This is a genomic window from Streptomyces sp. ALI-76-A (genome assembly GCF_030287445.1).
Taxonomy (GTDB): Bacteria; Actinomycetota; Actinomycetes; order Streptomycetales; family Streptomycetaceae; genus Streptomyces.
The window spans coordinates 1,651,358-1,671,538 of the sequence record NZ_JASVWB010000002.1; the positions used below are offsets into that span (position 1 = coordinate 1,651,358).

Here is a 20,181-nt window from a genome sequence, read left to right on the forward strand (position 1 = left end):
TTCGCGAAAGGCACTTGAGGTACGTGATGAAGACGAGAGCTCTCCCCGCGCTGGCGCTGATATGCGCCGTCGGCCTGGCCGCCACCGCGTGCAGCGACCCCACCGCCGGCGACTCCGGTGATTCCGGGGCCGACGCGAAACAGACGGCCGTGAACCCGACGGCCCGCCTGGACGGCGTGAAGCTGACCATGTGGACCGCGCAGAACACGGTCAACGCGCCGAAGCAGGTCGTCGACGCCTTCGAGAAGGCCACCGGAGCGGAGGTGGAGACCCAGGCGATCCCGGACCTGTACGAGCAGAACGTGCCGACCAAGCTCGCCTCCGGCGACCGGCCCGACCTGATGTTCTGGCAGCCGTCCATCTCCACGCTGCCGTTCATCCAGCCGCAGCAGAACCTCCTCACCCTCGACGGGGAGGAGTGGGTCTCCCGGCTCGGCGGCACCGAGCGGTCCCTCGGTGTCATCGACGGCAAGCGGTACGCGGCCATCGTCACCAGCCCCGCCATGCTCGGCGTCTACTACAACAAGGACGTCTTCCGGCAGGCCGGGCTGAGCGAGAAGGACTTCCCGACGTCGTACGACGAACTGCTGGCCCTCGGCCGCACCGTCACCGACAAGACCGACGCGGCCGGCTTCTACGAGGCCGGCGGCGACCAGTGGCCCCTGCAGTGGCAGATGCAGGTCCAGCTCACCGACCTGGACAAGCAGTGGTGGGCCGACCTGAACCGGAACAAGGAGAAGTGGACCGACCCGGTCGTCGTCGGCGCGATCAAGAAGTACAAGGAGAAGCTGCTCGACGCCGGGCTCGCCCAGAAGAACTACAGGACCGGCACCTTCACCGGCCAGGCGGACTCCCTCTGGAAGGGCGAGGCCGGCATGGTCCTCAACGTCACCTCCTTCCAGAGCCAGTTGCAGGCCAAGTACTCCACCGCCGAGATCGACAAGAGGATCGGCTGGTTCCCGGTCGCCAACTCCTCCGCCACCGGCCTGTACTCGCCCGACCAGACCAACGGTGTGGTCGCCTTCAGGACGGGTGACGAGAAGCGGCAGAACGCGGCCCGGCAGTTCCTCGCCTTCTGGCTCGGCCCGGACTACGCGGACTACATCAAGGCGATGAAGATCCCGTCCGTGCAGCCGTCCGTGCCCACTCCCGACGGGCTTCCGCAGGCGTCCAAGGACCAGGTCGCGGCCCTGCCCCAGGCCATCGGGGTCTTCCAGGCCAAGGCGATCGTCGCCCCGGACACCCACCTCGCCCTCGCCGACATGATCTACGGCAAGAAGAGCCCCCAGCAGGTCGCGCAGGCGATCCAGGACCAGTTCGCGCAGGTGGCCAAGGCCCAGGGCGCGCCCGGCTTCTAGACGACCACAGGGCGGGGAGTTCCGATGGCGGACACGGCCGTACGCACGCGCAGGCAGACATCCATGAGAGGGGAACCCACGCGGGTCGGACGGCTGCCGCGGGCCGCCGTGCACCATCCCTGGTGGTTCGCGCTTCCCGCGATCGCCGTCTTCGCGGGCTTCTTCCTGGTGCCGAACCTGCTCAACTTCTACTACCCGTTCACCAACTGGTCCTCGTACCACGCGGACATCGCCTTCACCGGCCTGGACAACTTCCGGACCATCGCCGACGACGGCTCGCTGCTGCGCGCGATCCGCACGACGCTGCTGTACGCCCTGCTGGCGGCGCTGTTCCAGAACGGCTTCGGGCTGGTGCTCGCGCTGCTGCTGGAGCACGACACCCGCTTCAACCGGTTCTTCCGCGCCGTGTTCTTCCTGCCGGTGCTCATCTCCGCGCTCGCCACCGGCTACGTCTTCCAGGCCCTCCTCGACCAGGACGGCGCCGTCAACTCGGTGCTCGGCACGGACATCCCGTGGCTGGGCTCGACGACCTGGACGCTGGTCCTGATCACCCTCATCCACGGGTGGAAGTGGATGGGCCTGTCCATGCTGATCTACCTGGCGGGGCTCAAGGGCATCCCCGGCGAGATGCTGGAGGCCGCGAAGTGCGACGGCGCCGGCCCCTGGCGGACCTTCTGGTCGGTGCGCTGGCCGATGCTCGCGCCGGCCGTCACCTTCAACGTCACCACGGCGCTGATCGGTTCGATGAACACCTTCGACATCGTGCAGGCCACCACGGGCGGCGGTCCCGCGGCCTCCACCGAGGTCTTCAACATCTACATGTTCCGGGTCTTCGGCCAGGGCCTGTACGCCCAGGCCTCCGCGATGAGTCTCGTCCTGTTCCTGGTCGTGGTCGCCATCGCGATCCCGCTGGTCGTCGGGCTCCGGCGAAGGGAGCAGCTGCTGTGAACCCGTCCGTGGCATGGCGGTTCGGCCGTCCCGCCCTCGTTCTCCTTCTCGCCTCCCTCGCCGTGGGCGTACCGCTGTGGCTGGTGGTCGTCACCTCCGCCAAGCCCCAGGCGGAGGCCATCAGGCCGAACCTCGACCTGCCGGCGCGCTGGCAGCCCGGCAGCAACTACGAGGACGCGGTCGGCCAGGGCGAGATGCTGCGCGGTCTCGTCAACTCGCTGCTGGTCGTGGTGCCTTCGGTGGTCCTCGTGCTGATCCTCGGGGCGGGCGCCGCCTGGGTCTTCGCCCGCCGCAGGTCCAGGCTGGTCTCGGCCGCGTACGCGCTGTGCATCAGCGGGCTGCTGCTGCCGCCGGCCGTCATCACGATCGTGATGGAGCTGCGGCAGCTCGGGCTGTCGAACACCCGGCCCGGGATGATCGCCGTGTACACCGGGATGTACCTGTCCACGTCGATCTTCTTCATGACCGGCTTCATCCGTGCCATCCCCCTGGAGCTGGAGGAGGCCGCGCGGATGGACGGGGCGAGTCCGGCGCGGATCTTCGCCCGGATCATCCTGCCGCTGCTCAGACCGGTGATCGCCACCGCGACGATCATGGTGATGCTCTACGCCTGGAGCGACATCTTCTACGCCTTCTTCGTCCTCGGCGGCGGAGAGCGGGCGACCCTGCCGCTGAATCTCTACAAGGTCGCCAGCGCCCAGCTCTACCTCAACAACTGGCATCTCGTCTTCGCGTACGTCGTGGTGATGAGCCTGCCCATGGTCGCCGTGTTCCTCGTCGGCCAGCGAAAGATCGTGTCCGGAATCACCAGTGGAGCCGTCAAGTGACCGGAGGTCCAACAGCGTGATCACCCCCACCCGCACAAGATCCCGTCTCACCACAGCGTTCGTCACCACCGCACTCGGAGTCGCCGCCATGGCAGGCACCCTCCCCGCCGCGGGGCCCGCGGCAGCCGCCGCCGCGCAGCGGCTCACCGTCGACCTCGGCGCCTCCGAAGGGCCGGTGATGCTGGGCGCCAACGGCGCGCTGTACGGGCTCAGCGACGACGGCGTGCCCAGCGACGCCGCCCTGGAGCCCCTGAAGATCACCAGCATCTCGCAGAAGCCGGAGGGCGGCGCCCAGCACCCCAACGGCGACGCGCTCACGGTCTCCACGTCGTTCTTCCGCAACGGCGGCGGCGAGATCAACGTGATGATGCAGGACGTCTACGCGAAGTGGCCGTACGAGGACCTCGGCATCGACGACTACCTCCCCAAGGTCGACAAGATCGTCAAGGAGGTGTCGGCCGACCCGAACAGCGACCGCTTCGTCTACATCCCGTTCAACGAGCCCGACCAGATCTGGTACGACCTCGGCACCTCCGACCAGGCGCAGTACGAGGCCAACCGCGACCGGTTCCTCAAGGACTGGAAGACGGTGTACCAGCGGATCCGCGCGATCGACCCCGACGCGCGGATCGCCGGCCCCAACGAGGCCGGCTACCACACCCGCCTGCTGACCGACTTCCTCACCTTCGCCCAGCGGGAGAACGTCCTGCCCCAGGTGATGACCTGGCACGAACTGAGCTCCGGTTCCCTGCGCGACTTCCAGGGCAACTACGACAACTACCGCTCCATCGAACGCAAGCTGGGCATCGCGCCACTGAAGATCAACATCGACGAGTACGCCAACCGGCGCGACCTGTCCGTACCCGGACAGCTCGTGCAGTGGGTCTCGATGTTCGAACGGAACAAGGTGTACGCCAACCAGGCCTACTGGGACGCCGCCGGCAACATGGACGGCAACGTCGTCCGGTCCAACATCCCCAACGGCGGCTGGTGGCTGTTCCGTTGGTACGCCGGAATGACCGGTGACACCGTCAGGGTGACCCCGCCGCAGGCCAACACCATCGACACCCTCCAGGGGCTCGCCTCGTACGACACGAAGCGCCGCCAGGCGCAGGTCCTGCTCGGCGGCTCCGCCGGTGACTCCGACGTCGTCGTCCAGAACGTCCCCCGGTCCGTCTTCGGCCGGACGGTCACCGCGACCGTCGCCGAGTCCGCCTGGTCCGGCTACGAGGGACAGCACGCCACACCACGCGTCCTCGCCCGGACCAAGGTGAAGGTGGCGGACGACGGCACGGTGACCGTCCCGCTGCGCGGCCTGCACAAGATGTCCGCCTACCGGATCGTCCTCACCCCCGGCGGCTCCGGCACCCCGACCGCGGCCTCCGTCCCGTGGTCGGCGTCGTACGAGGCCGAGAACGCCGCCATCACCGGCGGCCAGGTGTACACCCAGGGCACGGTCGCCAACGCCAACGGCTACGCGGCCTCCGGGACGAAGGACGTCGGCTCGCTCAACCAGGCCTCCAGCAAGGTCGACTTCACCGTGACGGTGCCCGAGGACGGGACCTACGACCTGGCGATCCTGTACGGCAACCAGTCCGGCGCCCCCGCCACCCAGAAGCTGTCGGTCGACGGCGCCGAACCGGTCACGGTCACCTATCCCTCCACCGAGAACTGGACCTACCGCGCCAAGAAGGACGTGACGCTCCGCCTCACGGCCGGCACCCACGTGCTGACGCTCGCCAAGGGCGCCGCCGAGGTGACCCTCGACCGCGTCGACCTGACCGCGCGCACCGGAGCCGCGTCCGCCTCCTACGAGGCCACGCTGGCCGACATCGGCGGGAAGCCGGCGTACGACTACTCCTCCTCGGCGGGGGTGGGCACGGGCGCCCTGGTCCTGCGCACGGGCGACCGGGCGGTGTTCGACGTGTACGCGCCCCGCGACGGCTACTACACGGTGGTGTCGCGGGCCTCGGCGGCGGCACAGCTCGCCCTGCACGGGGAGACGGTGACCGCGCTCCCGGGCCGGCCGCTGCGGCTGTACCTGGTCGCGGGCAACAACCGCGTGGCGATGACGGCCGGGTACGCCTCGGTGCGCTCCCTCGACGTCTCGGGTGACGGCTCGACCGCCGGCACGCTCTCCTACGAGGGCGCCTCGGCCACCCTCGCAGGTGGCGCCAAGCTCGTCGACTCCCCCCACGCCTCCGCCGGTTCGTACATCGGCGACCTCGGCAACAGCACCGCCAGTACGGCCGCGTTCACGGTGGACGCGCCCCGGTCCGGGCGGTATGTACTGGTCGTCCACTACGCGCACAACGACCGGCGCGACAACGGCCACGCCTACAACACGGACATCATGTCCCGTACGGCGGACATCACGGTGGGCGGTGCCGCGCCGAAGCGGGTCACCTTCAAGAACACCTGGAGCTGGGACGACTACTGGACGCTGGGCGTCCCGGTCGACCTGAGGAAGGGCGCCAACACGGTGACGTTCGGCAACGCCACCGGGTGGGCTCCGAACATCGACCGGATCGAACTGGGCCGGGTCCTCGGCCGGTCGTAGTCGGTCCGCACCGGCACGGCCCGGTGGCCGGCGGACGCTCGTCCGCCGGCCACCGGGCCATGGACCTCCGCGACGCGGGTAGCGTCCCGGTATGGGGACACGACCGCGCCTGACCCTGTCCGCGACCGTCCTGGACGCGCCCGACGCCCGGGAACTGGCGGCGTTCTACCGGCGCCTCCTCGATGACTGGCTGGTACGTGAGGACGGCCCCGACTGGGTGTACATCGCCCCGCCGGACGGCGGAGCCGGGCTGTCGTTCCAGACCGAGCCGCACTACGTCCGGCCGCGGTGGCCGTCCACGCCGGACGCCCAGCAGATGATGCTGCACCTGGACATCCAGGTGGACGACCTCCCCGCGGCCGTGGCCCACGCCGTCGCCGCGGGCGCCACCCTGGCCGGCTTCCAGCCCCAGGACCACGTCCGGGTGCTGTTCGACCCCGTGGGCCACCCGTTCTGTCTGTACGTACGCACCCCGGAGCCGGGCAGCTGAGGGACCTTCGGGGTGCCGGTGCCTCCCGGCTCACGGGACCCCGTGTTCGAAGAGCACGTACCCCGCGTACGAGCCCGACGCCACCGCCGTGATGCCGAGCAGCGTCAGCAGGGTGGGCAGGCCGAGGCCGCGCAGCTTGACGGCCAGGGGGATGAAGAGCGGGAAGACCGGGAGCAGATAGCGGGAGACGTTGCCGAAGATCTGCCGGCTGCCCAGGATCAGGGCGACCGTCAGGAGGGTGTAGACGGTCAGGACGGCCGGGGGCCGCAGGCGGATCAGCAGCGGGATCAGGAGCACGGCCAGCAGCACGACGGCCACCGCGATGGTGTCCTCGAAGGGGTAGGCGAAGAGGTGGTCGAAGCGGCCCACCGCGACGGACGTGAGGACGTCGAGGGTGTGCGCCCCGTAGTCGAAGGTGTGCGCCCACGCTCCGGTCTGGAGCTCGAAGTAGCCGCCGAGATCGCCCATCCGGTTGCCGACCCAGAGCAGATAGCCGATGAGCCCGAGCGGCGCGATCAGCACCGCGGTCCACGGGCGGGCCAGGTCCTCCTGGCGCCGGTGGAGCGCCAGCAGGGCGGCGACGGTGAGGGCGGCGATCAGCGCGACGGCGGTGGGGCGGTTGAGGCCGGCCGCGAAGGTGAGGACGCCGGCGGTGAGCCAGCGGTCGCTCATGACGGCGTGGCAGGCCCAGGCGGCGAGGGCGACGTAGAGGGACTCCGAGTAGCCCGACCACTCCACGCCGGAGCCGGGCCACACGGCCCACAGTCCGGCCGCGGCCAGCCCGGCCCGCCTGCCGCCGAACCGGGCGGTGACGGCGTGGATCCCGAGGGCGGCGACGAACGAGGCGACGACGGAGACCAGCATGCCGGAGCCGTACAGGCCGAGGCCCGTGCACTGGGAGACCAGCCGCATCGTCGCCGGGTAGAGCGGGAAGAACGCCGCCGAGTTGCCCTCGTGGGTGATCAGCCCCTCGGCGTCGGGGATCGGGACGAGCGCGGGGTCGTACCCGTGGGCGGCGATCTGCTGGTACCACCAGCCGTCCCAGCTGGCCAGGACGTCCCAGGGACGGGCGCCGCCGCCGAACCGCGGGTGCTTGTCCCGGTACTCCCCGGTGGAGTGCAGCAGGTACATGAAGACGGAGAAGCCGATGAGTTTCAGCCCGCCGTACACCGCCAGTACGGGGGCGTGGTGTCTGGCCGCCCGCTTGGCCGCGTCCCGCAGGCGTGAGCCGCGGTCCGGGAGCGGGACAGGGGCGGAGGGTTCGGGCGGGGCGGTGCCGGCGGGGACGCTCAGCGTCGTCGTGTCGTTCACGCGGCCGCGGCTCCCCCGTCGCGGCGCCGGGCGGGGAACACCCAGGCCCGCAGGAGCAGGAACCGCAGCAGGGTGGCGGCCAGGTTGGCGGCGACGAGCACCGCGATCTCGGTGGGGCGCGCGGGCCGGGGCGACACCTGGTGCAGCGCGGCGAGCGACCCGCTGGTCACCGCCAGGCCGACCAGGAAGACCAGGAATCCCTTGGCGTGGTGGCGCAGCGCACCGGCCTGGCCGCGCAGCCCGAAGGTGAGCCGCCGGTTCGCGGCCGTGTTGGCGACCGCGCAGACCAGCAGCGCCAGGGCGTTGGCGGCCTGCGGTCCGGTCACCGGGCGTAACACCGCGTAGAGGAGCACATAGCCGACGGTGCTCACGGCTCCGACGGCGCCGAACCGCAGCAGTTGTCCGGCCAGGCCGGCGCGTGCGGGGTCGGCGGCGCCGCGGCGCAGCGCGGCCGTCGGGAGGGTGCCGCGGGCCAGTTCCCGGCCGATCCTGGCGATGCCCCGCAGGTCGGCCAGTGCCGTGGAGAGGAGGTCGACCCGGCTGTCGGGGTCGTCCACCCAGTCGACCGGCACCTCGTGGATGCGCAGCCCGGCCCGCTCGGCGATCACCAGCAGTTCGGTGTCGAAGAACCACCCCTCGTCCTTCACCAGGGGCAGCAGCCGCTCGGCGACATCACGCCGCACCGCTTTGAAGCCGCACTGCGCGTCGGAGAAGCCCACGGCGAGGGTGGAGCGCAGCAGGACGTTGTAGCAGCGGGAGATGACCTCCCTCTTCGGGCCCCGCACCACCCGGGAACCACGGGCCAGGCGGGTGCCGATGGCGATGTCGGAGTGGCCGGATATCAGCGGGGCGACCAGCGGGAGGAGCGCCGTCAGATCGGTCGACAGGTCCACGTCCACGTAGGCGAGGACCGGCGCCCGCGAGTCCGACCAGGCCGCGTGCAGCGCCCGCCCCCGTCCCTTCTCGGCCAGCCGCAGCCAGCGCGCCTGCGGCAGCTCGGCGGCCAGCCGGGCCGCGATCCGCGGGGTGTCGTCGGTGCTGGCGTTGTCCGCGACGGTGATCCGGAACGGGTACGGGAAGGTGTCGCGCAGGTGCGCGTGGAGCCGCCGCACGCCCTGCTCCAGACCCGCCTCCTCGTTGAACACCGGGACGACGACGTCCAGGACGAGCTCCGGGTGGTGCGCCGGCACCGGCGTGCGGAGCGGCAGTGGGTTCATCAGCATTGTCACGTTCTGTCCCGGTTCGGATGCTGTCGCGGGGCATGCCGGAGTCACCCACGGCAGGGCTGCGATCAGGGTTTGCGGACGGTCGGTCGGTCGGCGCGGCCCCGCTACCCGGAGTCCACCGAGGCGGCGGGCGACGACGGCTCCTCAGTCGTGGGCGGCGGGGGCTCCGTCGCCGGAGTCGTCGTCGGGCTCGGCGTCCCGGTGCCGGAGGGGGGCGGTGTGTCGGTCGGAGTCGAGGGCGCGGTCGGGGTGGGGTCCAAGGACACCGTGACCGAACTCCCGGTCGCGGTCGGGGTGATGGAGGTGTCCCCGGCGGGCCCGGAGGGGCTCGTGGTGGAGGTCTCGGTCGGGGACGGGTCGGGTGGCCGGGTCGGAGTGGTACTCGGGGACGGCGGGCCCGTCACGGGCCGGGGCAGCGGAGCCTGCGGCCGGTTCTCGGCGGAGTCCTGGGGCAGCAGGAGGAAGCCGATGCCGAGCCCGCCGACCACCAGCACGGAGCCGACGGCCCGCTGCACGGCACGGGCCCGGCGCCGGGCCCGGACACCGGAGCGCAGCCGGATCCGGTGGCGGTCCTCGAAGGGGGCGGGTTCCTGGGCGTCGCGCATCATGCGCGTCAGTTCGCGCTCGAAGTGGTCCATGGACTTCCCTTCACCCCACCGGCTCGATGACCTCGGCCAGGAGCTGACGCAGCCGCGCCACCCCGCGTGAGGCATGGGATCGAGCCGTGCCCACCGGGCACCCCAGCGCCTCCGCGACCTGCCGCTCGGGCAGGTCCTGGTAGTAGCGCAGCACCACCGCGGCCCGCTGCCGCGGCGGCAACTGGGCCAGCGCCGCCTCCAGCCGCGAGCGTTCCACCACGGAGGCGGACACATCACCCGCCTCGGCCCGGTCGGGCAACTGCTCGACCGGGCGCTCGCCCCACCAGCGCCGTCGCGCCGAGCGCGCCGCCGCCCGCGTGAGGATCTTGCGTACGTACGCCTCCGGGGCCTCCTCCGCGATCCGGGGCCAGGCGAACCAGAGCTTGACCAGGGCCTCCTGGAGGAGATCCTCGGCCCGGTGCCGGTCGCCTCCCACGAGCAGACGGGCGAGGTGGAACAGCGCCGACCAGCGGGCCGCCACGAACCCGTCGAACCCCTCGGCTCGACTCTGCTCCATCCGCACCGTCCCCGTTCCGACCCAGCCCCTCTACACCTGGGAAAAGACGTTGGCCCCCGTGCCGCGATGCACTTCGGTCCTGTGATCCGGGTCACGCCCGCATCGGTCCGTCCGGTCCGGCTCCGGGACCCGCGGCGGCGGCCGGCGCACGACGGACGGCCGTCCGATGTCTTGACGTGTTCATTTCCGTCATCAAGCATGCCGGAAGGCCGATTGCTTCTGTTCGGTTCTGTGAATCCCCCTGTCATGGAAGGGAGTTCCGTGTCCCGCCGACATCGCGTCCTCCAGGCGTTGGCCCCCACCGTCCCCCTGGTGCTCACCGCAGCCCTCGTCACCGCCCCCGTCGCGCTCGCGGACACCCCGCCGCCGGGCGCGGTCACGGTGCGGATCGACCCGTCGTACCGCCAGCAGGAGTTCGAGGGCTGGGGAACGAGCCTCGTCTGGTTCGCCAACGCCACGGGCGGCTATCCCGACCCGGTCCGCAGACGGCTCGTCGACATGCTGTTCGGCGAGGACGGGCTCCGCCTCAACATCGCGCGCTACAACATCGGCGGCGGCAACGCCCCCGATGTCCGCACGGACTACATGAAGGCCGGCGCGACCATGGAGGGCTTCTGGAAGGCCCCCGAGGGAACCACCCGGCAGGACACGGACTGGTGGGATCCGGACAACGCGGATCACTGGAACTGGGACGCCGACGCGGGCCAGCGCTGGTGGGTGGACCAGATCAAGAAGAAGGTCACCCGCTGGGAGGCGTTCAGCAACTCGCCGCCCTGGTTCCAGACCGTCAGCGGATACGTCTCCGGCGGGTTCGACGCGAGCGAGGACCAGATCCGCGCCGACCGCGTCGACGACTTCGCCGCCTATCTGGTGCGCGTGACCGAACAGCTGGAGCAGGCGCACGGCATCGACTTCGACACCATCGCCCCGCTCAACGAGCCCAACACCCCCTACTGGGGCACCCGGATCGGACCGGACGGACAGCCCACGGGCGGTCGCCAGGAGGGCGCGCACGCCGGACCGGAGCTCCAGCAGAAGGTGCTGCTCGCCCTGGACAGGGCGCTCGCCGGGGCGGAGACCGACGCCGGGATCTCGGCGATGGACGAGACCAACCCGAGCATCTTCACGCAGAACTGGAACGCCTACGGCGGCCCCGCGCGAGCCGCCGTCGACCAACTGAACGTGCACACCTACGGCACCGGCATGCGCACCAGCGCGCGTGACATCGCCAAGGGCGCGGACCGGAAACTGTGGATGAGCGAGGTCGAGGGCACCTGGGGCACGGGCACCGACTTCACCGGCATGGAACCGGGGCTCGGGATCGCCACCCGCATGGTCGAGGACATGCGTGAACTGGAGCCGTCCGCCTGGGTGTTCTGGCAGCCGGTCGAGGACGCCCGCCCCCAGGCCGCGGCGGGCAAGAACTGGGGCAGCATCCACGTCCCGTTCGACTGCACCGCCGAGGACACCCTGGAGACCTGCCCGGTCCGGGCCAACTCCAAGTTCCACACCATCCGGAACTTCACCCACCACATCCGCCCCGGCGACCGCTTCGTGAAGGCCGACGACCCGTCCAGCGTCGCCGCGGTGCGGCGGTCCGGCCGTGCCGCGACCGTGGTGCACGTGAACAGCGGCACGTCCGCGCGCACCGTGACCCTCGACCTCTCCCTCTTCGGTGAGGTCGCGCCCCGGGCCACCGTCACCCCCGTGGTGACGAGCGCCGACGGAGCCCTCGTCCGGGGCGCACCGGTCCGGGTGACCGACCGGTCGGCCTCGCTGGTCGTCCCCGCGAAGTCGGTCACCACCTTCCTGGTCGACGGGGTCGGCGGGGTGGCGAAGGACGCCTCCCTGGTTCAGCCGGGCCATGTCTACCGCCTCCAGGGCGCCCAGAGCGGGAAGTCGCTGGCCCCGTCGGACGACGGCAGCGGTGTGGTCATCCGCACGACCGACGCCGAAAGCGCTCAACAGCTCTGGTCCGTACGCAGGGTGACGCCGGGCACCGGCAACCGTGAGCGATACGCCCTCACCAGCGCCGGCACCGGCGGGCGCCTGGCGGTGCGCGACGGCCGAGCCGTCCTGGAGGATCCGGACGACGGCCGGCCCGACGCCGCGGCACAGTGGATCATGTCGACGACCGGCGACGGCACCTGGACGTTCGTCAACGCCGCCACCGGCCGCCTCCTCGACGTCACCGGGCAGTCCTCGGCGGACGGCGCGGGGGTGTCCACGTACACCCCGACCTCGGCGGCGAACCAGCGCTGGGCGGTGGCCGACGGGACGGTGCTGCGCACCCGGCCGGTGAAGGCGTTCACCGTCCCGGGCCTGCCACCGGAGCTTCCGCGGACGGTGGCGCCGGTGTACCGGGACGGCGCCCGAGGCACCCTGCCGGTGGTGTGGAAGCTTCCCCCGGACCGTGAGTGGCGTCATCCCGGAACCGTGCGCGTCAGGGGCCGGGCGACCGATCCGCTCGGGCGGGAGATCCCCGCGACGGCGGTCGTCACCGTCGACACGATCGCCTCGGCCCTCCCCGGCCGCGCCAAGACCTACACGGGCGGCGTGCCCGAGCTGCCGGGCACCGTCGTCGGTGTCGGCGCGCACGGCGGCCGGGCCGACCTCCCGGTGACCTGGGACCCGGCGCCCGACGGGGCGTTCGACCGGCCCGGGGTGGTGACGCTGCGCGGGCTCGCCCGGGTCGTCGGCGGCGGTACGGTCGACGCGGCGGTGCGCGTGCAGGTCACCGAGCCGGCGCAGGTGAACATCGCGCCGGACGACGACGTCTCGCTGGCGGCCTCGTTCACCGAGAGCGGGTACTCCGTGGACCGCCTGCGCAACGGCGACCTGTCCGAGAAGGCCTGGTCCACCTGGAAGCCCGGGGACACCAAGAACCCGTCCGACACCCTCACCTTCACGCTGCCGGCGCCGCGTCACCTGGACCTCGTCGTGGCGCACTTCCACCGGGACGGGAGCGCCGCCTCGCTCCCGGCGAGCCTGAAGGTACAGGTGCGCGGCGCCGACGGCGGCGCGTGGACCGACGCGAGCGACGAGATCACGGTCGGCTCCGAGGGCTCGCCCGTGGTCCGGGTCCCGCTGGAGGCAGGGCCGGCGACCGGGGTGCGGGTGGTCATGACCGCGCGTCAGGGCGGCTATCTCACCATGAGCGAGGTCGAGTTGTACGCCAGGACGCCGGGGGTGTCCTCGGACGCCGCCGCCGCGTCGGTCGAGGTGGCCGGGGAGCCGGTCACCGCGTTCGACCCCGACACGCCCGCCTACCGGGTCGTCACCGACGCGCCGGGCCGCGCCGTCGTCACGGCGACCGCGCGGGACCCGTACGCGGCCGTGTCGGTGTCGCGGTCCGACGAGCCCCGCCGGACCGTGGCCGTCGTCTCCGTGACCGGTGAGGACGGAACCCGGACCCGGACATACCGGCTGGAACTCGTACGACGCTGACGGCGGACCGGGCAGGGGAGCCCCGGCGGGACTCCCCTGCTCCGGCGCGCGCGAGGGCCAGCCATGTTCGACCTGTCGTACATCGTTCGAAACCCCTTGACGGTGCGCCACAGCCCGATTGACACTCTCGCAACACGATGTCACCCAGCCGAAACAGGGCGCCCGCGGTTCGCGGCCCCCGGTTCCCGGCCCGCCTCTCCTCGCCTTCTCCCTTTCCCCCGTCAGCCATGCCTCAGCAGGGAATCCCGACATGACGTACACCGCAGGTCCGCGCAGCCGCGCGAGACGCTGGGCGGGCCGGGTCGCCGGCCTGACCGCCGCGTCGCTGTTGCTGGGTCTCGCCGCGCCCGCCCTCCCCGCCCAGGCGGCGGAAAGCGCGGACGTCACCGACGGCCTGGCCCTCTGGTACAAGCTCGACGCCGCCTCCGGCAGCACGGTCACCGACGCCTCCGGCAACGGCCGGGACGGCACGGTCAGCGGGACCGCCGACTGGTCGGGCACGGGTCAAGGACTCGCCTTCAACGGGACCGACACCTACGTCAAGGTCCCGAACGACATCATGAAGGGCATGGCCTCGATCACCGTCTCGACGGACGTGCTGATCGACGCCGCCCAGAGCACGCCGTACTTCGTCTACGGCTTCGGCAACTCCAGCGGGAGCAACGGGAACGGCTACCTGTTCACCACGGGCAACGGGTTGCGGACCTCCGTCGCCACCGGCAACTGGTCGACGGAACAGACCACCAGGCCCGCCGACGGGCACAACCTGACCCGCGGGGTGTGGAAGCACCTCACCTACACCCAGACCGGCACCACCGGCGTGCTGTACGAGGACGGCGTCGAGGTCGGCCGCAACACGTCGGTCACCATCACCCCCGGCGCCATCGGCTCCGGCACCACCACCGCCAACCACCTCGGCAAGTCCGTGTACTCCGGCGACAAGCTCTTCAAGGGCAGGATCCGCGACTTCCGGGTGTACGACCGGGCGCTCGCCGGCTCCGAGGTCGAGCAGCTCGCCCTCCCCGTCGCCGCCCAGGGGGTGACCGACGACAAGGCCGCCCTCAGCCTCGGCGACACCGGCGCGGTCACCAAGGACCTGGACCTGCCGAGGACCGGCCCGGCCGGCGGCTCCGCGATCAGCTGGAAGAGCGACAATCCTGCCGTGGTGTCGGAGACCGGCGCGGTGACCCGCCCCGCCGCCGGTGAACCGGACGGCCGCGCCACGCTCACGGCGACCCTGAAGAAGGGCACCGTCACCGACACCAAAACCTTCGACGTCATGGTCCTGGCCGCCTTCGACGACGAGACGGCCGCCCGCGAGGCCGCCGAGGCGCTCAGCGTCCACAACCTCGACGACGTCCGCGGCAACCTGACGCTGCCCGCGGCCGGTTCCCACGGCACCCAGGTCACCTGGTCCTCCGCCGCGCCGGACGTCGTCTCGGCCGGCGGCGAGGTCCACCGTCCCGCGCACGGCGACGGCGCCACCACCGTCGAGCTGACCGCGACCGTCACCAAGAACGCGGCGACGGCGACCCGCGGGTTCACCGCCCGGGTCCCCGAACTCCCCGCCGAGCAGGCCCTCAAGGGCTACATGTTCAGCTACTTCACCGGCGAGGGCACCTCGGACGGCGAGCAGCTGTACGCCGCTCTGAGCAAGGGCGACGACCCGTTGAAATGGCGGGAGTTGAACGACGGGAAGCCCGTCCTGACCTCCACCCTCGGTGAGAAGGGACTGCGCGACCCGTTCATCATCCGCTCCCCCGAGGGCGACAAGTTCTACCAGATCGCCACCGACCTCAGGATCTACGGCAACGGCGACTGGGACGCCTCTCAGCGCACCGGCAGCAAGTCCATCATGGTCTGGGAGTCCACCGACCTCGTGCACTGGACCGACCAGCGCCTGGTGAAGGTCTCCCCCGACAGCGCGGGCAACACCTGGGCACCGGAGGCGTACTACGACGCGAAGCTCGGCGCGTACGTGGTCTTCTGGGCGTCGAAGCTGTACGACAACGCGGCGCACTCCGGCGACACGTACAACCGCATGATGTACGCGACCACCCGCGACTTCCACACCTTCAGCGAGCCCAAGGTGTGGATCGACCGCGGCTACTCGGTCATCGACTCCACGGTGATCCAGCACGACGGCACGTACTTCCGCCTGTCGAAGGACGAGCGCAACAACACCTCCTCCACGCCCAACAGCAAGTTCATCTTCGAGGAGAAGAGCGACTCGCTCCTCGACACGTCCTGGACCCCGGTCGCCGAGGGCATCGGCAAGGGCGCCATGAGCGCCGCCGAGGGCCCCCTGGTCTTCAAGTCGAACACCGAGGAGAAGTGGTACGCGTTCCTCGACGAGTTCGGCGGCCGCGGCTACATCCCGTTCGAGACGACGGACCTCGACTCCGGCACCTGGACCCCGTCCACCGGCTACGACCTGCCGGCCAAGCCCCGCCACGGCACGGTGCTGCCGGTCACGCAGGCCGAGTACGACCGGCTGCTGCGCGCCTACCAGCCGGACCAGCTCGTGGAGAGCGCCGAGGACATCACGGTGACGACGCGGACCGGTGAGGCCCCGGTCCTGCCGGCCACCGTCATCGCGACATACGCCGACGGCGTCGAGCGTCCCGCCCCCGTCGACTGGGCGGACGTACCGCAATCCGCGTACGCCCAGGCCGGCACCTTCACCGTGACGGGCGCCCTGCCCGAGGGGGTCACCGTGAAGGCCGAGGTCACGGTCTCCGCCGAAGGCCCCGACGTACCCGCCGACCTGCTCCTGCACTACGACTTCGACGAGACCGGCGGCACCATCGCCCGTGACTCCAGCGGTCACGGCCACCACGGCACGTACGTGCGGACGCCCGGCTTCGGGACCGGTGTGGACGGCGGCTCGTTCAAGATGTCCGGCGGTGCGAGCAGCTCCACCACCTCGCCGTACGTCACCATCCCGGGCGGCGTCCTGAAGAACGCCGACAGCGTCACCGTCTCCACCCACGTCAAGTGGAAGGGCGGGGACAACTTCCAGTGGCTCTTCGGCCTGGGTCCCGACAGCGACAGGTATCTCTTCGCCTCCCCCTCCAACGGCGGCGGCAAGCTCTTCTCCGCGATCACGAAGGCCACCTGGTCGGGCGAGAAGCAGATGACGGCGGGCTCCCCGCTCACCCCCGGTGAGTGGCAGCACGTCACCGTCACCGTGGACAGCGCGACCGGGACCGCGGTCCTCTACGTGGACGGCATCGAGGCGGCCCGGGCCACCGGGGTCACCATCAAGCCGTCCGAGCTCCACGACCCCGCCAAGAGCTACTCCGGCTACATCGGCAAGTCCCTGTACTCCCCGGACCCCTACTTCGGCGGCGAGGTCGACGACTTCCGGATCTACAACCGGGCGCTGTCAGCCGCCGAGGTCCTGGAGCTCAGCGGCAACACCACGGGCATCGCCGCGGCGGTCCACCCCGCGCTGAAGACCGACGCGATCATCGACGACGCGGGCAGCAGGATCACCCTGCCCCTGGCCGAGGGCAGCGATCTCACCGCCCTGGCACCGGAGTTCACTCTCGCCCGCGGCGCGTCCATCAGCCCCGCCTCCGGCACGCTGCACGACTTCACCGAGCCGGTGACGTACGAGGTGACCGGTTCGGACGGCGCCAAGCGCACCTGGACGGTCACGGCACTGGTGATGAAGAGCCCGGTGCTGCCGGGCCTCAACGCCGACCCGAACATCGTCCGGTTCGGTGACACCTTCTACCTCTACCCGACCACCGACGGCTTCCCGGGCTGGAGCGGCACGCAGTTCAAGGCGTACTCCTCCACCGACCTGGTCCACTGGAAGGACCACGGCGTCATCCTCGACCTGGGACCGGACGTCGGCTGGGCCGACAGCAGGGCCTGGGCGCCGACGATGGCCGAGAGGAACGGGAAGTACTACTTCTACTTCAGCGCCGACGCCAACATCGGCGTCGCGGTCTCCGACTCGCCCACCGGCCCGTTCACGGATCCTCTGGGCCGACCGCTGCTCAAGGCGGGCCAGTTGCCCGGCCAGATGATCGACCCGGCGGTCTTCACCGACGACGACGGCACGTCGTACCTCTACTTCGGCAACGGCCGCGCCTACGTCGTCCCGCTGAACGACGACATGACCTCGATCGACACCTCGAAGATCAAGGACATCACCCCGAGCGGCTACAACGAGGGCACCTTCGTCATCAAGCGCAAGGGCACCTACTACTTCACCTGGTCGGAGAACGACACCCGCGACGAGAACTACCGGGTCGCCTACGCCACCGGCCCCTCCCCCACCGGCCCGTGGACCAAGCACGGCGTGATCCTGGAGAAGGACCTCTCGCTCGGCATCAAGGGCCCCGGCCACCACTCCGTGGTGGACGTCCCGGGCACCGACGACTGGTACATCGCCTACCACCGCTTCGCGATCCCCGGCGGCGACGGCACCCACCGCGAAACGACCGTCGACAAGCTGGAGTTCGACGCGGACGGGCTGATCAAGAAGGTCGTCCCGACCCTGACGAGCGTCGACCCGGTCACCGTCGTCCACGCGGGTCCCGACGCGAGCGGCACCGAGGGCGGCGCGATCCCCCTCACCGGGACCGTCTCCGGGGCCGATGGCCCCGCCTGGACGGTGGAGAACGGCGCGCCCTGCGCCTTCTCGGATCCCGCCGCCGTCCGCACCACGGTCACCTGCGCCGACGACGGCACCTACACGGTCACCCTGCGCGGTGGCCGCAGCAGCGACACGCTCACCGTGACCGTCGGCAACGCGGCCCCGGTGATCACCTCGGCCGCGGGTCCCACGGCCCCGGTGTCCGTCGGCAGGAGCGCGGCGGTGAGCGCCGAGTTCACCGACCCGGGCGCCGCCGACACCCAGACCTGCGTGGTCGACTGGAAGGACGGCACGGCTCCCGGCACCGGCACGGTCACCGCCTCCGGCTGCCAGGCCACCCACACCTACACCAAGGCGGGTATCCACCGCCCGGAGATCACCGTCACCGACGACGACGGCGCCTCGGACAGCAGGACGCTTCCCGAGCTGATCGTGTTCGACCGGGCGGCCGGTCCCGTCGCGGGCGTCGGCATCATCGCCTCCCCGGCCGGCGCCTACCCCGCCAAGCCCACCCTGGCCGGGCCGGCGGGCTTCTCCTTCGGCGCCACGTACAAGAAGGGAGCCACGGCCCCCGCCGGCAACGCCACCTTCGACTACGCGGCAGCCAGGCTGAAGTTCCGTTCCACCTCCTTGGACTGGCTGGTGGTCACCGGCTCCGAAGCCCGGTTCCAGGGCTCCGGCACGGTCAACGGCACCGGCGGCTACGCGGTGCGCGTCACCGCCACCGACCGCCCGGACACCTTCCGCGTCAGGATCTGGCAGAAGTCCACCGGTGACGTCGTCTACGACAACCGCACCGGCGCGGCGACGGCGGGCGTCATCACCATCGGCAAGTGACGACGGGCCGAGCCGTGCTCCGGGACGTTCCGGGGCACGGCTCGGCCCGTTCCGCGCCCGCCGCGGCCGGCCGTGGCGGGCGCGGCCGTCAGCGGCTCTCGTGGCAGCCGTACGCCGGTTCGAGGGTGGTCGCCGCGGAACCGGCCGGCGCCGGGAGGGGCACCGCCCCGGCACCCTCCTGCCCGGGGACGGCGGGCCTGCGGATCAGGAGCAGCGCCGCGTCGTCGTGCAGCCGGCCGCCCACATGGGCCAGCAGTTCGTCGTGGAGCGCGGAGACGGTCCGCGCCGGGTCCTCGGACACATGGCGCGCCAGCCCGTCGACGAGGGGGTAGAACGCCCGGCGGCGGTCGCGGGCCTCGGTGACCCCGTCGGTGTAGAGCAGCAGTTGGTCCCCGTCCCCGAAGGGCAGCACCTGGAGACCGGGGATCTGGCCCGAGAGGGCCCGCAGTCCGAGGGGCGGGGCGGGCTGCGTGGGCTCGACGGCCACGACACCGCCGGACGCCCGGACCAGGAGCGGTGGCGCGTGCCCGCAGTTCACCATCTCCAGCTCGCCGTCCCTCGGGTGCCCGGCGACCACGGCGGTGACGAAGTCGTCATGCCCCAGGTTGCGCGCCAGGCTCCGTTCGATCCGGTCGACGACGGCGAGGAGGTCGGGCTCGTCGTAGGCGGCCTCGCGGAAGACACCGAGCACCAGCGCGGCGGTGCCCACGGCCGGCAGCCCCTTGCCCCGCACGTCGCCGACGATCAGCCGGACGCCGTACGGGGTGGGTATCAGCGCGTAGAGATCCCCGCCGATCCGGGCCTCGGCCGCGGCGGCGCTGTAGCGGACGGCCACCTGGAACGGGCCGACCGTCGCCGGCACGGGCCGCAGCAGCACGTGCTGGGCGGTCTCCGCGACCGAGCGGACCGCGGCGAGCACCCGTTCCCGGCGTCCGCGCGCCACGCCGGCCAGGCCGCTCGCCAGGGTGACGGCCACCAGGGCGGACAGGACGACGGCCAGTTCACGGCCCGGCACACCGTCCCGGATCCCGAGGGCCCAGCCCAGCCCCACCGCGAGCAGACCGACGCAGCACACACCGCGCGGCCCGTTGGTGGTGGCGGCCAGCGCGGGCCCGGCCGCGAGGAGCGGCAGCCAGATCGGGCCCGGCCCGCCGACGAGGTCGACGAGCACGATGGCGGCGACGATCAGTACGGGCAGGACGGGCGTCCCGGCGGCCAGCCGCGCGGCTGCGCGCCTGCGGGCCGCCACCCCGGAACCCGCCACTCGGTGCCTGGACGGCCGTGCCGACCGGTGGTCGCCGTGTTCTCGGGCCTGTGTCATGTTCCGTCCGCGGTCCTCACCGGTGCACCGAGCACCTATCCGAAATGCCTGCTTCCTCCAGGAAACGGGTTCCGGCCGACCGCCACAAG

At 71.5% G+C, this 20,181-nt stretch carries 12 protein-coding genes; 7 read left to right on the plus strand and 5 right to left on the minus strand.

Features of this window, described 5'->3' with window-relative positions:
* Positions 1 to 26 precede the first annotated feature (26 nt).
* From QQS16_RS08375 to QQS16_RS08395, 5 genes are all read left to right on the plus strand, one after another.
* The gene (locus QQS16_RS08375; RefSeq protein ID WP_286060988.1) at positions 27 to 1,358 is read left to right on the plus strand and encodes an ABC transporter substrate-binding protein; all 1,332 of its coding nucleotides are present in this window, start codon (positions 27 to 29) and stop codon (positions 1,356 to 1,358) included.
* A 24-nt stretch (positions 1,359 to 1,382) separates the two neighbouring features.
* Positions 1,383 to 2,306 carry a carbohydrate ABC transporter permease gene (locus tag QQS16_RS08380; RefSeq protein WP_286060989.1) on the plus strand — a complete coding sequence of 308 codons (924 nt, stop codon included), beginning with the start codon at positions 1,383 to 1,385 and terminating at the stop codon, positions 2,304 to 2,306.
* Between the two features lie 8 nt (positions 2,307 to 2,314).
* On the plus strand, positions 2,315 to 3,133 hold the full coding sequence (locus QQS16_RS08385; protein WP_502963894.1) for a carbohydrate ABC transporter permease: 819 nt from the start codon (positions 2,315 to 2,317) through the stop codon (positions 3,131 to 3,133).
* Between the two features lie 88 nt (positions 3,134 to 3,221).
* Positions 3,222 to 5,693 carry a CBM35 domain-containing protein gene (locus QQS16_RS08390; protein WP_286060991.1) on the plus strand — a complete coding sequence of 824 codons (2,472 nt, stop codon included), beginning with the start codon at positions 3,222 to 3,224 and terminating at the stop codon, positions 5,691 to 5,693.
* A gap of 91 nt (positions 5,694 to 5,784) precedes the next feature.
* Positions 5,785 to 6,183 (plus strand): VOC family protein, encoded by a 399-nt coding sequence (locus QQS16_RS08395; protein WP_286060992.1) that lies wholly within the window; start codon positions 5,785 to 5,787, stop codon positions 6,181 to 6,183.
* Positions 6,184 to 6,213: 30 nt separating this feature from the next.
* Here QQS16_RS08395 and QQS16_RS08400 read toward each other — a convergent pair whose 3' ends face one another.
* The 4 genes from QQS16_RS08400 to QQS16_RS08415 all read right to left on the minus strand — a co-directional run bounded on the left by QQS16_RS08400 (position 6,214) and on the right by QQS16_RS08415 (position 9,875).
* A complete protein-coding gene (locus QQS16_RS08400) occupies positions 6,214 to 7,404 on the minus strand; it encodes a putative hexosyltransferase (RefSeq protein WP_286066252.1) in 1,191 nt (396 codons plus the stop codon).
* Positions 7,405 to 7,490: 86 nt separating this feature from the next.
* Positions 7,491 to 8,711 (minus strand): bifunctional glycosyltransferase family 2/GtrA family protein, encoded by a 1,221-nt coding sequence (locus tag QQS16_RS08405; protein WP_286066253.1) that lies wholly within the window; start codon positions 8,709 to 8,711, stop codon positions 7,491 to 7,493.
* 113 nt (positions 8,712 to 8,824) lie between these two features.
* A complete protein-coding gene (locus tag QQS16_RS08410) occupies positions 8,825 to 9,358 on the minus strand; it encodes a hypothetical protein (protein ID WP_286060993.1) in 534 nt (177 codons plus the stop codon).
* Between the two features lie 10 nt (positions 9,359 to 9,368).
* Positions 9,369 to 9,875: a SigE family RNA polymerase sigma factor gene (locus QQS16_RS08415; protein WP_286060994.1), complete on the minus strand. Its 507-nt coding sequence runs from the start codon at positions 9,873 to 9,875 to the stop codon at positions 9,369 to 9,371.
* A 246-nt stretch (positions 9,876 to 10,121) separates the two neighbouring features.
* On the opposite strand from QQS16_RS08415, the gene QQS16_RS08420 reads away from it, so the two are divergent.
* Both QQS16_RS08420 and QQS16_RS08425 read left to right on the plus strand, forming a co-directional pair.
* Positions 10,122 to 13,322 carry a glycoside hydrolase gene (locus tag QQS16_RS08420; protein ID WP_286060995.1) on the plus strand — a complete coding sequence of 1,067 codons (3,201 nt, stop codon included), beginning with the start codon at positions 10,122 to 10,124 and terminating at the stop codon, positions 13,320 to 13,322.
* Positions 13,323 to 13,572: 250 nt separating this feature from the next.
* A complete protein-coding gene (locus tag QQS16_RS08425) occupies positions 13,573 to 18,771 on the plus strand; it encodes a family 43 glycosylhydrolase (RefSeq protein WP_286060996.1) in 5,199 nt (1,732 codons plus the stop codon).
* Between the two features lie 88 nt (positions 18,772 to 18,859).
* Here the strand turns inward: QQS16_RS08425 and QQS16_RS08430 are convergent, their stop codons facing one another.
* Positions 18,860 to 20,092: a PP2C family protein-serine/threonine phosphatase gene (locus tag QQS16_RS08430; RefSeq protein ID WP_286060997.1), complete on the minus strand. Its 1,233-nt coding sequence runs from the start codon at positions 20,090 to 20,092 to the stop codon at positions 18,860 to 18,862.
* Between the last annotated feature and the right edge of the window lie 89 nt (positions 20,093 to 20,181).

Coding starts and splice junctions, on each gene's coding strand:
- QQS16_RS08375 (WP_286060988.1), top strand. CDS start 27: ATGAAGACGAGAGCTCTCCCCGCGCTGGCGCTGATATGCGCCGTCGGC.
- QQS16_RS08380 (WP_286060989.1), top strand. CDS start 1,383: ATGGCGGACACGGCCGTACGCACGCGCAGGCAGACATCCATGAGAGGG.
- QQS16_RS08390 (WP_286060991.1), top strand. CDS start 3,222: ATGGCAGGCACCCTCCCCGCCGCGGGGCCCGCGGCAGCCGCCGCCGCG.
- QQS16_RS08395 (WP_286060992.1), top strand. CDS start 5,785: ATGGGGACACGACCGCGCCTGACCCTGTCCGCGACCGTCCTGGACGCG.
- QQS16_RS08405 (WP_286066253.1), bottom strand. CDS start 8,711: ATGAACCCACTGCCGCTCCGCACGCCGGTGCCGGCGCACCACCCGGAG.
- QQS16_RS08410 (WP_286060993.1), bottom strand. CDS start 9,358: ATGGACCACTTCGAGCGCGAACTGACGCGCATGATGCGCGACGCCCAG.
- QQS16_RS08415 (WP_286060994.1), bottom strand. CDS start 9,875: ATGGAGCAGAGTCGAGCCGAGGGGTTCGACGGGTTCGTGGCGGCCCGC.
- QQS16_RS08420 (WP_286060995.1), top strand. CDS start 10,122: ATGGAAGGGAGTTCCGTGTCCCGCCGACATCGCGTCCTCCAGGCGTTG.
- QQS16_RS08425 (WP_286060996.1), top strand. CDS start 13,573: ATGACGTACACCGCAGGTCCGCGCAGCCGCGCGAGACGCTGGGCGGGC.
- QQS16_RS08430 (WP_286060997.1), bottom strand. CDS start 20,092: ATGACACAGGCCCGAGAACACGGCGACCACCGGTCGGCACGGCCGTCC.